At 63.7% G+C, this 14,309-nt stretch carries 14 protein-coding genes; 7 read left to right on the top strand and 7 right to left on the bottom strand.

Features of this window, described 5'->3' with window-relative positions:
- Positions 1–246 precede the first annotated feature (246 nt).
- The 3 genes from FAX90_RS12420 (at position 247) to FAX90_RS12410 (ending at position 3,533) form a co-directional block, all read left to right on the top strand.
- Positions 247–1,950, top strand: a complete 1,704-nt coding sequence (locus FAX90_RS12420) for an ATP-binding protein (protein ID WP_420810980.1) — start codon at positions 247–249, stop codon at positions 1,948–1,950.
- 401 nt (positions 1,951–2,351) lie between these two features.
- Complete coding sequence (locus tag FAX90_RS12415; protein WP_144097714.1) at positions 2,352–2,609, top strand: hypothetical protein; 258 nt, start codon at positions 2,352–2,354, stop codon at positions 2,607–2,609.
- Positions 2,610–3,005: 396 nt separating this feature from the next.
- On the top strand, positions 3,006–3,533 hold the full coding sequence (locus FAX90_RS12410; RefSeq protein WP_144097713.1) for a hypothetical protein: 528 nt from the start codon (positions 3,006–3,008) through the stop codon (positions 3,531–3,533).
- Positions 3,534–3,664: 131 nt separating this feature from the next.
- Here the strand turns inward: FAX90_RS12410 and FAX90_RS12405 are convergent, their stop codons facing one another.
- Together FAX90_RS12405 and FAX90_RS12400 are read right to left on the bottom strand one after the other, a co-directional pair.
- Positions 3,665–4,399 (bottom strand): 7-carboxy-7-deazaguanine synthase QueE, encoded by a 735-nt coding sequence (locus FAX90_RS12405; protein ID WP_144097712.1) that lies wholly within the window; start codon positions 4,397–4,399, stop codon positions 3,665–3,667.
- 8 nt (positions 4,400–4,407) lie between these two features.
- Complete coding sequence (locus tag FAX90_RS12400) at positions 4,408–7,143, bottom strand: valine--tRNA ligase (RefSeq protein ID WP_144097711.1); 2,736 nt, start codon at positions 7,141–7,143, stop codon at positions 4,408–4,410.
- 136 nt (positions 7,144–7,279) lie between these two features.
- On the opposite strand from FAX90_RS12400, the gene FAX90_RS12395 reads away from it, so the two are divergent.
- From FAX90_RS12395 to FAX90_RS12380, 4 genes are read left to right on the top strand one after another with little or no spacing between them, the layout of a single operon-like run.
- The gene (locus tag FAX90_RS12395; protein WP_144097710.1) at positions 7,280–8,386 is read left to right on the top strand and encodes an MlaE family ABC transporter permease; all 1,107 of its coding nucleotides are present in this window, start codon (positions 7,280–7,282) and stop codon (positions 8,384–8,386) included.
- 26 nt (positions 8,387–8,412) lie between these two features.
- Entirely contained in the window at positions 8,413–9,273 is an 861-nt protein-coding gene (locus tag FAX90_RS12390) for an ABC transporter ATP-binding protein (RefSeq protein ID WP_144097871.1), read from the top strand.
- 9 nt (positions 9,274–9,282) lie between these two features.
- Positions 9,283–10,221, top strand: coding sequence for an MlaD family protein (locus FAX90_RS12385; RefSeq protein WP_144097709.1), 939 nt, complete (start codon positions 9,283–9,285; stop codon positions 10,219–10,221).
- A gap of 14 nt (positions 10,222–10,235) precedes the next feature.
- On the top strand, positions 10,236–10,826 hold the full coding sequence (locus tag FAX90_RS12380) for an ABC-type transport auxiliary lipoprotein family protein (protein ID WP_144097708.1): 591 nt from the start codon (positions 10,236–10,238) through the stop codon (positions 10,824–10,826).
- A 4-nt stretch (positions 10,827–10,830) separates the two neighbouring features.
- Here FAX90_RS12380 and FAX90_RS12375 read toward each other — a convergent pair whose 3' ends face one another.
- Genes FAX90_RS12375 through crcB form a run of 5 tightly spaced genes read right to left on the bottom strand, consistent with a single transcriptional unit; the run spans position 10,831 to position 14,069 of the window.
- Entirely contained in the window at positions 10,831–11,526 is a 696-nt protein-coding gene (locus FAX90_RS12375) for an ATP12 family chaperone protein (protein WP_144097707.1), read from the bottom strand.
- Positions 11,526–11,750, bottom strand: coding sequence for a hypothetical protein (locus FAX90_RS12370; protein WP_144097706.1), 225 nt, complete (start codon positions 11,748–11,750; stop codon positions 11,526–11,528). Before FAX90_RS12370 ends, FAX90_RS12375 begins: the two co-directional genes overlap by 1 nt.
- Entirely contained in the window at positions 11,747–12,403 is a 657-nt protein-coding gene (locus FAX90_RS12365) for an HAD-IA family hydrolase (RefSeq protein ID WP_240704892.1), read from the bottom strand. The genes FAX90_RS12370 and FAX90_RS12365 overlap by 4 nt, the downstream gene beginning before the upstream one ends.
- Complete coding sequence (locus FAX90_RS12360) at positions 12,400–13,656, bottom strand: RluA family pseudouridine synthase (RefSeq protein ID WP_144097705.1); 1,257 nt, start codon at positions 13,654–13,656, stop codon at positions 12,400–12,402. Before FAX90_RS12360 ends, FAX90_RS12365 begins: the two co-directional genes overlap by 4 nt.
- Positions 13,653–14,069 (bottom strand): fluoride efflux transporter CrcB, encoded by a 417-nt coding sequence (gene crcB, locus FAX90_RS12355; RefSeq protein ID WP_144097704.1) that lies wholly within the window; start codon positions 14,067–14,069, stop codon positions 13,653–13,655. Before crcB ends, FAX90_RS12360 begins: the two co-directional genes overlap by 4 nt.
- Positions 14,070–14,309 lie beyond the last annotated feature (240 nt).

The following is a 14,309-nucleotide window of genomic DNA, read 5'->3' as shown; positions in this document are numbered from 1 at the left end:
CCGCCGCAGCCGCCCCAAGATAACGCCGCCCAGGATAACGCGTCCCAAGATCACGCCCCCCAAGACCACGTTGAAGTCTCTCCGGAACCGGTAGAGGCCGATGCGCCTGTCGAACGTCCGCTGGCCGAACGCCCGCTGGAACGCCCCGTCGCGCCGCCTGCGCCGCCCAGCGAAGTGATGCCTGCGCCGCGTGGTGAGCATCGCTACGATCCGCCGGCACCGCCCGCGCCTGAACCGCGCGAGCCCATCGCCCCGGTCGCGCGCACGCCTGAGCCCGAACCCGAACCCGAACCGGAGGATCAGGCCGCTTCGCATGACGAGGACGAGGAACAGCCCGAGCAGCGCCGTTCCGAGGCCCACAAGGCGATTGGCGAAGTGCTTCAGATCGCTGGTTCGTCTTCGCAGGCGCGCCTCAGCGCCCAGCGGCTGGTCGAATGTCAGCAGGATGCCGACCCCTCGGTCCAGCTTGCCGGTCTCGTCGGTTCGCAGATCAAGGTTCGCGTCGGCAAAGTCTGGCTGCTCGCCTCGGTCCGTACCCAGACCCTGGACCGTCAGACCGGCGAGATCATCGCCGAGATCGACTTCCTGGGCGAAGGTTCGGAAGAGAAGCTGACCGGCCGTATCCGCAACTTCACGCGCGGTATCACGCACTACCCCGTGCCCGGCGCCGAAGTGTTCGCCGCGACCAACGCCGACCTGGCGCAAGTCTATGCCTCGGACGGGCGTTCCAATATCCAGATCGGCAAGGTCTTCCCGACCAAGGAAATCCGCGCCGGCCTCTATATCGACGCTATGCTGGGCAAGCACTTCGCGCTCCTGGGCTCGACCGGTACCGGTAAGTCGACCAGCGCCGCGCTGATCCTGCACCGCATTTGCGAGGCCGCGCCCGAGGGTCATATCCTGATGGTCGACCCCCACGGCGAATATTCGGCCGCCTTCCGCGGGACGGGCCAGATCTTCGACGTCGGCAACCTCAAGGTGCCGTACTGGCTGATGAACTTCGAGGAACACTGCGAAGTCTTCATCACCAACGAAGGCTCCGACCGTCAGGCCGACATGGACATTCTTTCGAAGTGTCTGCTGAAGGCGCGTTCGAAGAACCGCATGGCCGAGGGTATGAGCCGCCTGACCGTCGATTCGCCCATTCCCTACCTGCTGTCTGACCTGACCGGCGCGATCCAGGATGAAATGGGCAAGCTCGACAAGGCGACGAACACCGCCCCGTTCCTGCGTGTGAAAACCAAGATCGACGAGATCAAGGCCGACCCGCGTTACCAGTTCATGTTCTCGGGCATGCTGGTCGCCGACACGATGCAGGAAGTCATCCAGCGCCTGTTCCGCCTGCCGGGCAACGGTTCGCCGATTTCGATCGTCGACGTGTCGGGCGTGCCGTCCGAAATCACCAGCACCGTGGTTGCCCTGCTTTCGCGCATGGTGTTCGACTTCGCGATCTGGGGCCGCGACGAAAAGACGCGTCCGATCCTGCTGGTCTGCGAAGAAGCGCACCGTTACGTACCGAATGAAAAGAACGCCGACAGGTCATCGGTCGGCCGCATCCTTTCGCGTATTGCCAAGGAAGGTCGTAAGTACGGCATTTCGCTGGGCCTCATCACGCAGCGTCCGTCCGACCTGGCCGAAGGCGTGCTGTCGCAGTGCGGCACGATCCTGTCGATGCGCCTCAACAACGAACGCGACCAGGACTTCGTGAAGGCCGCCATGCCCGAAGGTGCGCGCGGCTTCCTCGACACCATCCCTGCGCTTCGTAACCGCGAATGCATTGTCTGCGGCGAAGGTACGGCCATTCCGATGCGCGTGACGTTCGACGATCTGGAAGAACGCAAGCGCCCGGCATCCGAAGACCCCAGCTTCAGCGAGTTGTGGAACGAGACCGGCGGCGAGGAAGAAGCGGTCGAGCGTATTGTGACGCGGTGGCGCGCACAGCATCGGTAATGCCGGTGCGTGCATAAGCGCGCTGCCCATCCTGCCGAATGACCGGGACGGGGGCGGACAACCCGCGCCCGGCGTTCGGCGTTTTTTCTTAAGGATTGATACGGTTACGCCCTACCGCCCGCAAGCGTCCGGGGGAAAGCCGCAATGCGCCATCTCACTGCCAGGAAAAGCCTTGTTCCGGGTGCGCTGCACAAAAAATTTTTAAAAAATCGGGAAACAAGTCCGTGCGCAGGACGTTGGGCCACTAACCTGTTTTGGAGAAACGTGGTCGTTCGGACTTGTTTGGACGCCGCCTCCGGTTGGCAGATATCCCGGAACCCAGGTTTCCGGTTTGATGTTTTCCGGTGCTTCGACAACAACTGTGAAGATCGCCATTGTTGGCGAAAAGAAGGGGAATACCTATGAAATTCAAGACCATGACTCTCGCCGCTTCGGCTGTTGCTTTCCTCGCTCTGGGCGCATGCTCGGAAAGCGAGCAGGAAGCTCAGGAAGATCTGACCGAGCAGGCATACGAGTCGCAGGAAGACCTGCTTGAAGAGCAGGCCGACCTCGCCGAAGCGCAGGGCGACGAAGCTACTGAAGAAGCTCTCGACGACAAGGCTGACGCCATGGGCGAAGCCGGCGACCAGGCTGAAGACATGGTCGACGCAGGCCAGTAATTTACGCGGTCGGCACTCGTTGCCGGCCTGCCGAAAAGGCGGCGTCCTTCCTTGTGAAGGGCGCCGTTTTTTTATGCGCGCGCGGTTTATGTCGGGCGGATGGTGACGGCCGTGAGTAGTTGACACCGTGTCACCCTGTCTTTGAAACCTGACAGCCGCAGGAAAGCTGGCGTTTCGGTCTCAAAGCTTCGGGTGAAACATTGGCGCGGAGTGCATGGCGGGTCGACGATGGAAAAGAGCGGCGCGGACTACGACGGCGGCGCTGCGTGTACGACAGGGGATAGTTCGGTCGCCAAATGGCCATTTATGGCAGGAAGCGGACTCTGCCGTCTTCATCGCTCAATGTCAGCTAACGACCCAGTTGCGGACATTTGGGACTAGTGCGATTACCGCCCAATGAGCACACTCATAACAGCGGAGCCATTGAGCGCCTTCATAAGCCCTATGCTTGGCCTGCCAGCTTGGGGCGCAAAGCAAGGGCACGGTAGTTTTCTGACTTTCGAGTTTGGTATGCCAAAGGTGGAGATTGTGGAGCGCAGGTCTGCAGACAAGGGACTGCGCCGAGACGCACATATTCACGGCCAGTGGCATCTCTGGATTTACTGCTGCCATTGGCGAGCGCTCAAAGACGGGGATCAGCTTGCGTGGAGTGAAGATGACCAGGCTCTGATTGGCCGCGCAACGGCAATGCTGAATGGTCAGAAGCTAATAGAGATGCACGTTGATCCCGACACAGGGCGCTCTGCTTTCACCTTCGACCTTGGCGGTTCGCTGGAGACATGGCCCTATGGCGATGATCCAAAGGAGGAGCAGTGGACAATCCAAACGGATACCGAGGCTTTCGCATATAGGGCCGATGGGCTTTATTCATGTGGGCCGAGTGACACACCTCCCGATATGGAGCGTTGGTTACCACTTCGCTGAACGCCAGCTAACCACCCCATGTCGGACATTGAGCTGGTCCGGTAGTAATGTCCGCGATAAGGCGGAATCTGCCGTTCAGCTCCCATTGGCGATCGGCTTGGATTGGTCGCCACCTGACACACCCCGCCCGATCAAGTCCCCCGCGTGTCCCCATACAGGTGGATATGCAGCCGGTCGGTCATCCTGAGCCCGCGTTCCAGCGCTGCGGCTGACAGCCATTTCTCTCGCTCACGCAAAGTGGCGCTGTCTGTGCCTTCGGGCATGACGTAGATGCGCGACTTCGGGTGGCGGTGCGTCGTCACCAACGCCGTTACTTCGCCGAGATCGTCGGGGCAGCCCACCACGAATTTCAGGAAGGCGCGAGGGTCGTCTGCCCAAAAATCGAGCATTTCGGGGATCAGCGCCAGTTCGGCGGGATTGCCGCTGTGCGCCAGTTTCGGGCTGACGTTGTACTGGTCAACCCGCACGTCGAGGCGGGCCGGGGGCCTTACCGTGCCGTTCGTCTCGATCTCGACCTGCATGTCGGGAAGATGGTCCAACATCTTCGCCAGCGCCGCACCTTGCAGCAAAGGTTCGCCGCCGGTGATGACAAGCCTGTCCTGGCCCAGCGCGGCGATGCGCGCGGCGACATCGGCCTCGTCCAGCGTGACCTGATTAGCCTTGCGATCGAACGCTACGCCGTCGCGGTGCGGCCTGTTGTCCCCTTCGAAGCGCCAGGTATAGGCGGTGTCGCACCACGTGCAGGCGAGGTTGCAACGCGACAGCCGGACGAAAGCGACGGGCCGCCCCACGCTCGGCCCTTCACCTTGCAGCGAGGCGAAAATCTCCGGCCCGCCCGTATCGTCGGTGGCGAGCGTGAGAGACATTCTCGCCCTTAACCCAGCCGCGCCAGCGCCGCGCCCAGCCGTTCGACTTCGGCGGCATGGTGCGCGTGGTCGGCGCGGGCTTTCTCGACCGCTTCGGGCTTGGCCTTTTCGACGAACTTGGGGTTCGACAGGCGACCTTCGAGCGATTTAGCTTCCTTCATTGAAGCCTCACGCGCCTTCGTCAGGCGAGCCTTTTCGGCATCTACGTCAATCAGCCCTTCAAGCGGGACAACGAAGATGTCGTCGCCCACGTTGACCTGCATCGCGGCGCCCGCCGGTGCATCGCCGAAGTGGACCGCGGATAGCCGCGCCACGCGGTCGATCGCGGGGAAGTTGCGTTCGATGATCCCGTGTGCCGGGCCCGCCGTGCTGGTCAGCCATGCCTCAAGCTTCGCACCGGGCGCTAGGCCCAGTTCGTTCTTGGCCGCGCGCAGCGAGGAGGTGAGCGCGATCAGCCACTCGACCTCGGCCTTGGCATCGGTATCGACCGATGCATCGGGTGCCGGCCACTTGGCGACGATCAGTTCGTAGGGACGCGTCTCGCCGTTCAGATCGGCCTGCGCGTGCCACAGTTCTTCGGTGATGAACGGCATGAAGGGGTGCAGCATGACGAGAATCTGGTCGAGCACCCAGCCCGCGACAGTCTTCGTCTCGGCATCGAAATTGCCCTTCACCAGTTCGATGTACCAGTCGCAGAACTGGTCCCAGACGAAGTGGTAGATCGTGTTCGCCGCCGCATCGAAACGCAGGTCGGCCATCGCCTTGTCCAGCTCTGCCGCAGTCTCGACGACTTCGCCGATGATCCACTTGTTGACCGCGCTGGTCGCCGTGGGGGCGGCCAGCGTGGACGATGCGCCGATGCCGTTGGACTGGCAGAAACGCGCCGCGTTCCACAGCTTGGTCGCGAAGTTGCGATACCCCTCGACGCGGCGTTCATCCATCTTCACGTCGCGGCCCTGGCTTTCCATCGCCGCCATGAAGAAGCGGAGCGCGTCCGCGCCGTACTGGTCGATGAGGCCGAGCGGGTCGACGACGTTGCCCTTGGACTTCGACATCTTCGCGCCGTCGGCCGCGCGGACGAGCCCGTGGAGATAGAGCTTCTTCCACGGAACCTCGCCCATGAACTCCATCCCCTGCATCGCCATGCGCGCATCCCAGAAGAACAGGATGTCGAAGCCGGAAATCAGCAGGTCGTTCGGATAGTGCTTCTTGACCAGATCGGTATCGTCCGGCCAACCGAGCGTCGCGAAAGGCCAGAGCGCGGAGGAGAACCACGTGTCGAGGACGTCGGGATCGCGGGTCAGCGACTTGCCGCCCGCCAGCTTCTGCGCCTCTTCCTCGCTTTCGGCGACGAAGACTTCGCCGTCATCGGCATACCACGCCGGAATCTGGTGGCCCCACCACAGCTGGCGCGAGACGCACCACGGCTGGATGTTCTCCATCCAGTTGAAGAACGTCTTTTCCCAAGTCTTGGGTACGATCTCGATCCGCCCGTCGCGCACCGCCTGCATCGGCGGTTGTGCCAGCGTTTCAGCATCGACGTACCACTGGTCGGTCAGCCACGGTTCAATGACCACGCCGCCGCGGTCTCCATAGGGCGTCTGGATCGTGCGCGGTTCTGCGTCGTGTTCGGTCTCGTTGCCTTCCTTGTCCTTCAAGACGTGAGGGATCAGGAAGCCCAATGCCTTCATCTCGGCCACGACCATGTCGCGTGCTTCGAACCGGTCCTTGCCGAGATAGTTTTCGGGGATGAGCCCGTCAGCCGTCTGCACCACGCGCGCATCGCCATCGAGCATGTTGAGCATGTCGCCCGGCGCAATCCCGGCGCGCTTGCCCACGTCGAAGTCGTTGAAATCGTGCCCCGGCGTGATCTTGACCGCGCCCGAACCCAGTTCCGGGTCGGCATGTTCGTCGGCCACGATCCTGAAGCGGCGGCCGGTGATCGGCTGGAGTATGTCCTTGCCGATGACCGATTTATAGCGATCGTCGTCGGGGTGCACGGCAACGGCCATGTCGGCCAGCATCGTTTCGGGGCGCGTGGTCGCGACCTCGATAAAATCCTGACCGTTATCGAGGGTGACGCCGTCCGCCAGCGGATAGCGGAAGTGCCAGAAGCCGCCCTGAACCTCGCGCGTTTCCACTTCGAGGTCGGAAATCGCGGTCTTGAGCGCCGGGTCCCAGTTCACCAGCCGCTTGTCGCGGTAGATCAGGCCCTTGTTGTAAAGGTCGACAAAGACCTTGAGCACGGCCTTGGTAAAGTGCGGGTCCATCGTGAACTGTTCGCGGCTCCAGTCCATCGAACAGCCAAGACGGCGCAGTTGCCGCGTGATCGTGCCGCCGGACTGGCCCTTCCATTCCCAGACATGGTCGAGAAACTGATCGCGGGTCATGTCGGTGCGCTTCACGCCTTGCGAATTCAGATTGCGCTCCACCACCATCTGCGTCGCGATGCCGGCATGGTCGGTGCCCACGACCCACAGCGCGTCCTTGCCGCGAAGGCGTTCGTAGCGGATCACGATGTCCTGCAACGTGTTGTCCAGCGCGTGGCCGATGTGCAGGCTGCCCGTTACGTTCGGCGGCGGGTTCACGATAGTGAAGGGGGCCGCATCGGGGCGTTCGGGGCGGAACAGGCCGCCTTCTTCCCAATGGGCATACCACTTCGCCTCGATCCCCTTGGGGTCGAAGGTCTTGGCAATCTGCGTATCGGAGCCGGTATCGGCGCTCGTGTTGCTGGTCTCGCTCATGGCTTGGCCTTTGCCAGCGCCACAGGGGATCGGCAAGAGGGTGTGCGCCCTATGGTTGCCCCCGCTCGGGACGTGCATGGCAGGTCAGGTGTACTGGCGCTTGTCGCCAGCCAGATTTTCGCCCATGAGGCCTATCATGCGCGAATGGGCGGATTTTGAACTGGTTGAAGGGGAAGGCGGCTCTGTCCTGCGGGTCAGCGGGCCGCTGACGATTGCCGGTATCGCCCCGCTCGACGCGCGCCTTCGCGAACTTGACGACATCGCCGCCATCGATATCGGCAATGCCTCCGGGATCGACACCGTCGGCGCGTGGACGGTCTGGCGCGCTGCCACGCGCATGGATGCGCAGATCACCGGCGCCACCGACAAGGCCGGCCGCCTGATAGAGGCAGTGAAAGCGGCAGAGAACACCGCCGCGATCACGCCGCCGCGCCCGCGCTTGCTGGAACGCGTGCCCGAGGCAGTGGGCACAAAGGTCAGCGACATGCTGGTCGGCGTCAAGGACATGGTCGGCTTTCTGGGTACGACCGTCTTCGCTTTCGGCGCGCTGATCCGTCATCCGCGCCGGTTTCCGATCCTTGCCCTCATTCGCCAGATCGAACTGGTCGGCGTGTCGTCGCTGGGTATCATCGGGCTGATGAGCTTTCTCATCGGGATCGTCATCGCCCAGCAGGGCGCGGTGCAGCTGCAGCAGTTCGGGGCGGAAATCTACACGATCAACCTGACCGGGCGCCTGACCTTGCGCGAACTGGGCGTGCTGATGACCGCGATCATGGTCGCGGGCCGTTCGGGCAGCGCCTTTGCCGCGCAGATCGGTACGATGAAGCTGACCGAAGAGGTCGACGCGATGCGCACCATCGGGGTTTCCCCGATCGAACGCCTCGTCGTCCCGCGCATCCTGGCCGCGGTCTTGATGATGCCGCTTCTGGGGTTCTATTCGGCGGTCATCGCCATCATCGGCGGCGCATTCATCGCCAATTTTGCGCTCGACATTCCGTTCTGGACCTTCCTGTCGCGTATCCGCGAAGTCGTGCCGATGACCGATCTCTACGTCGGGCTGGTCAAGGCCCCGGTCTTCGGACTGATCGTCGCGATGAGCGGGTGTTACCAGGGCATGCAGGTGTCCGGAAACGCCGAGGAAGTTGGCCTTCGCACGACGCTGGCCGTGGTCCAGGCGATCTTCATGGTCATCGTGCTCGATGCCTTCTTCGCCGTGTTCTTCACTGAAATCGGGTGGGCGTGATGGGTTCGCAGCGCGCCGGGGAACTGATGGATCGGGCCGAGAGCGAGGCCCATTCGGCCCCGCCGGAATTCACTGGCGAATTTCCCATCGTGGTCGAGGGGCTGACTAACCGTTTCGGTCCGCAGGTCGTGCACGAGGATCTTTCGCTGAAGGTGAAACGCGGCGAGATCCTTGGCGTCGTCGGCGGGTCGGGCACCGGCAAGTCGGTCCTGATGCGTTCGATCATCGGACTGCAGATCCCGTCAGAAGGCAGTATCGAGGTGCTGGGCGATTCCATCACGGATGCCGAGGAAGACTCGGACATCGACATTCGCAGCCGCTGGGGCGTGCTGTTCCAGGGCGGGGCGCTGTTCTCCACGCTGACCGTGGCGGAAAACGTCGAAGTGCCGTTAAAGCAGTTCTATCCCGAAATATCCGACGAACTGCGACAGGAAATCGCCCGTTACAAGGTGCGCCTGTCGGGGCTGCCCGAAGAGGCGACGAGCAAGTATCCGTCAGAGCTTTCGGGCGGCATGAAGAAGCGTGCAGGTCTTGCACGCGCACTGGCGTTGGACCCCGAACTGCTGTTCCTCGACGAACCGACCGCGGGTCTCGACCCGATCGGCGCGGCGGCGTTCGACCGTCTGACCCGGGAACTTGCCGACACGCTGGGACTTACCGTTTTTCTGATCACGCACGATCTCGACACGCTTTACGCCATCTGTGACCGGGTGGCCGTGCTGGCCGACAAGAAAGTGATCGCCGTGGGCACGATACCGGAGCTTCTGGCGCTGGATCACCCGTGGATACAGGTATACTTCAATGGCCCGCGCGGACGTGCGGCCGAGGAAACCCATACACGTTCGATGAGCGGCGCGATGGACAAAGACAACAAGGGCGGGGCATAGACCGGGCGCATGGAAACGCGGGCAAATCATCTCTGGGTGGGTGCGGTAACGCTGGCGCTGCTGGCGGTCCTTGCCGCATTCATCATCTGGATCGCACGGCTTAACGAAGGTTCGCAGTCCGAATACGACATCTTCTTCGAACAATCGGTCAGCGGCCTTGCCCGCGGATCGGAAGTGGCTTTTTCCGGCGTTCCGGTGGGGCAGGTGAAGCGGATCGAGCTTTGGAAAAAGGACCCGCAGTTCGTGCGCGTTCGTATCTCGATCGAATCCGACGTGCCGGTCACCACGCTGACGACCGCCTATATCCAGGGCAGCTTTACCGGCGTCTCGACGATACAGCTCGAAGGGACGGACAAGGATGCGCCGCTTCTGACCAAGATCGGCCCCGAGGGCGTGCCCGTCATTCCCACGAAACGAAGCGGGCTGGGCGAATTGCTGGCCAACGCGCCGCTGTTGATGGAGCGGCTGGCCACCCTGACCGAACGCCTGACGATGGTCCTGTCCGACAAGAACCAGGAATCGATCGAGGGCATCCTGTCGAACACCAACCGCATGACCCGCGATCTTGCCGACGTGACCCCCAAGGTCGAGGCGACGATGAGCGAGCTGCAGGCAACGCTGCGGCAGGCGAACATGACGCTGGCCGAATTCCAGAACGTCGCGGCCTCTACCGATCAGCTGATCAATGGCGAGGGTGCTTCGCTGGCAGACCAGATGCGCGACACGCTGACGGCGGCGGAACGCGCGGCGAACGAGCTTGAAGGCACGCTGAAGGATGCCCGCCCGGCAGCACAGCAGCTTTCGGAATCCACCATCCCTGCCGCAGAAGCCGCGATTCGCGACTTGCGCAGCACGACACGCGCGCTTCGCAACATCACCGAAAAGATTGATGACAGCGGCGCAGGCGGCCTGATCGGCGGACAGACCCTGCCCGATTACGAGCCGTGAACGGAGACCACCAGATGACCCGCAAGATCATGGCCCCGCTGGCGCTTTTCGCGCTGCTTGCAGGCTGCGTCAGCATCGGACCCAAGAACCAGGTGCCCGAACAGCTGATCACGTTCACGCCAACCGTCGTCGCCCCTGCGGGCACCGGCGCGGGCGGCGAGGTTACCGATGCGATCATGGTGTTCGAACCGGAAGTCGAGGACCGGCTCGATGTGAACCGCGTACCGGTGCAGGTCAGCGATTCGGGTGTCGCCTACCTCAAGGATGCGACGTACATCGACCGGCCTGCGCGCCTGTTCCAGGGGCTGCTGGCCGAAACGATCCGCGCCAATACCGGCCGTCTCGTCATCAGCGGAGAGGACCCTGGCGTTGCCGTGCGTACGCGCCTTTATGGCCGCTTGGTGGAGGCGGGTTACGATGCGCGGACCTCCTCCGTGTCGATCATCTATGATGCGATCGCGGTTTCGCCCGACGGCGCGGTGCGTCAGCGCCGTTTCGTGAACCGCGTCGATGGCCTTCCGGCAGACGCGGCTTTCGTCGCCCCTGCGATGAACGAAGCTGCCAATGCGGTCGCGGGCGAAGTCGCCGCCTGGGTGATCGGCTGAACCGTTAGCCGCGCAACAGCCGCGCCAGTTCCGCCGCCAGCCTGAACCCCGCCAGCCGCGCGTCTCGGCGGGCAAGGGCATCGTTGTCCCATCCCCACTGCTTGGCCTGCCAGTCCTCTTCAAGGTTGGCGTGGCCGAACAGCGCCTCGACATCGGCATCGGGCTTTAGCGCCGTCAGCGCCACGCAGAGCGAATTGGCCAGCGCGGCCATGTTCTGCACCGCCACCAGCGTCAGCGGGTCCAGCGTTTCGAGATGCGCGCGAAGTTTCGGCAGCGTCTGTTCGGGATGCGGGGCATGCAGCACGCCGCCGGCGCGGGCGAACGTCACGCCATGCTCACCCTCCACCGCGGCCAGCATCGGCTCCCACGCTTCGTCCTGACGCTGGCGCAGCGAATCGCCTTCGTCGGCGCGATAGCAAAGCGTGTCGGTGTCGCCGTAGGGCATGATCGCGTCGATCGCCTCTGATGGGTCCTGCGCCACGCGGTCGAGGCCGTAATCGACCATGTCGCGCATTGGGAATGCGGCGGGGTCGATAACCTCACCCTGTTCGCGCCATTCCGCCGCAAGCACTTCTGCCAGCGCCTCGGCAGGAACGACTTGCGCCTTGCCGCCCTGTGTTTTCATCGCACGGCCGTCGAGAAAGACCTGCCATCCGCCCTCGACCGGGGCGGTGGTCACGTCCTTGTAGAAGCGTTTCATTACCTGTCGCTGCTCCACAAGCGAGAGAGGAAAGTGGGCACCAGAAAGGCATCGCCCGCCCCGATCAGGGCAAGGGCCCATGCCCATTCGGTGGGCGCGCCGGAAAACCACGGGGCTTTCCCGTTGGCGGCGGCGACGCCGTAGATGAACAGGACGACGCCCGAGACGCGGATCGCCTGGATCGCGGCCCACTTGGCGGCGGCGGGATCGCGTTCGCGGGTCATGCCTCTTCCAGCATGCGGCGCAGTTCGCCGATGTCGCGGGCAACGCCCACCGCGCCGCTGGCGATCAGTTCGTCCGCGCCGTGATAGCCCCAGTCGACGCCGATGGTGCGGACCTTCGCGCTTTCGCCCATGATGATGTCGAAAGTCGTGTCGCCGATCATCACGGCCTCTTCGGCGGTGTGACCGGTTTCGCGCAGGACCTGCTCGATCATCGCGGGATGCGGTTTCGAGGGGTGCCGGTCGGCGGTCTGTAGGCTGGCGAACAGGTCGGTAATGCCGTGTTCGGCAAGACAGTGGTACAGCCCGCGATCCGATTTGCCGGTGGCCACCGCCAGGGTCCAGCCAGTGCCGTGCAGATGGCGCAGCAGGTCTTCCATCCCTTCGAACAGGGGTTCGTAGACTTTGCCCGCATCGCGGTGGCTGCGAAAGGCGAGGCGATAGCGTTCAGCAAGGACGTCCTGTTCCTCCGCCGTGCTGTCGGGCAGTAGCATGGCCATCGCCTGCGGCAGCGACAGGCCGACCGCGCGGCGGATCAGGGGGCGGGACGGGGGCGTGCGGCCCGTGGCTTCGAAGGCCTCCTCCATTGCGACGCAGACATTGGCCTGTCCGTCGACAAGGGTGCCGTCACAATCGAAGATCGCCAGTCGCCTCACTTGCGCCCTTTCCCCGGACCGCGTTTGGCAGGTCCGGTGCCGCCCGGTTTGCCGCGTGCAGCCGGCTTGCCGGATTTCGCGCCAGTTGGCTTGCCGCCCGGTTTACCCGCGCTTTTACCGCCCGGCTTGCCCGTTCCCTTCTTGCCCGTGTCTTTGCCGCGCGGCGGCGAAGTCGTGCGCGAACGGCGTTCGCCCCGGCGTTCCTTGCGCACGGTCTTGGCGTGGCGCCTGGCGGCCTGTTTCTTTTCCTCGCGGTTGGGCGGGGGCGGGCCGGTTTCCGGTTCCGCATCGCTCATCGCCTCGTCGAAACCCAATTGTTCCATGCTGGCCGCGAAATGTTCGGGCAGGGCCGCCGTCACGTCCAGCGGCACGCCGTCGGGATGGTCGATGATCAACCGGCGCGCGTGCAGGTGCATCTTGCGGCTGATCGATCCGGTCAGGAACGCGGCCTGCCCACCGTACTTGCCGTCGCCCACGATGGGATGGCCGATGGCCGCGAGGTGGACGCGAAGCTGGTGGGTGCGGCCCGTCAGCGGCTCCAGTTCCACCCATGCCGCACGGTTGCCCGCCCGGTCGACCACGCGATAGCGTGTCTTGGCGGGCTGCCCCTCGTCGTCGGGCATCATCTTCTCACCGCCGGTGCCGGGCTGTTTCGCCAGCGGCAGGTCGATTGTGCCCGCCGCGATGTCGGGAACGCCCACGACCAGCGCCCAGTATACCTTCTTGGCCGACCGGCCCGAGAATCGCTTGGAAAAGAACGCCGCGCTGCCCGGTGTCGCTGCGGTTAGCAGGACGCCCGAGGTATCCTTGTCCAGCCGGTGGACGAGGCGCGGGCGCGGATCGCGTTCGGAATTGACGTAGGCGTCGAGCAGGCGGTCGACGTGCACGCTCGTCCCCGTGCCGCCTTGCGTGGCAAGGCCCGGCGGCTTGTTCAGCACGATGGCAGCACGGTCGCGGTGGAGCAGCATGGCGTCGGCCTGCTCCAGCTCTTCCTCGGTCAGGGGTACGCGCTGGCGCGGGCCCTTGGACGGGGCGGCCCCGCCGGGGGGCACGCGGATCTGCTGTCCGGGTTCGAGCCGGTCTTCGGGCTTTACCCGTTTGCCGTCGACGCGAATCTGTCCGGTGCGGGCCCAGCGGCTGATCGTGGCAAAGCCGATCTGCGGCAAGTGCCGCTTGAACCAGCGGTCGAGGCGCACACCATCATCGTCACGACCGACGATGAACTGGCGGACTTCGGTTTCGTTATCGCTCATGCGGCGACTCTCATAATTGTAAGGCCGAGGAAAAGACCGGCTACGCCCGCGGCCAGCGAGACAAGCGCATAGGTAAAAGCAAGGCCCGGTGCGCCGCGTTCCCAAAGGAGCACGAGTTCGAGGCTGAACGAGGAAAAAGTAGTGAACCCGCCCAGAAGGCCCACGCCCAGCAGCAGGCGCCATCCTTCTGCGCCAATGCTCTTGTCGGCGCCGTGACGGGCCAGCCAGCCGGCCAGGAGGCCCATGAGCAGCGAACCGGCGACATTGGCCGCCAGCGTCGCCCACGGGAAGGCGGTGGCCGCGAGCGGGAACAGCTTGCCCACCACGCGTCCGAGATGAAAGCGCAGCAAGGCACCGGTTCCGCCGCCGATGGCGACGAGAAGCGATGCAGGCAGGGCATTGGGAAGGATCATCGGCGCTCCCTACAAGGCCGGTGCGATTTGCGAAAGGGTAGCTGACTGTGTTATATAGGCAACGTTCGAAAGTGCCTGCGCGCTTGCTTTTCACAGCTTCGGCTGCTAGCCGCGCCGCCGGTCTGGCCGATTCCGTCCCGATTCACGTTGTTGGGATTCGGCCTTCTTGCATTTGTAGTCAACGCGCGCGGCAGCCATTTGTCGGTTAGTGCCGCCGCCATAACGGAAATTGAGGTAGAA

Origin of the sequence: Croceicoccus sediminis (assembly GCF_007570835.1) — a bacterium.
GTDB lineage: Bacteria > Pseudomonadota > Alphaproteobacteria > Sphingomonadales > Sphingomonadaceae > Croceicoccus > Croceicoccus sediminis.
The sequence above is the reverse complement of the archived record's forward strand: the minus strand, read 5'-3'. Positions and strand labels throughout refer to the sequence as shown.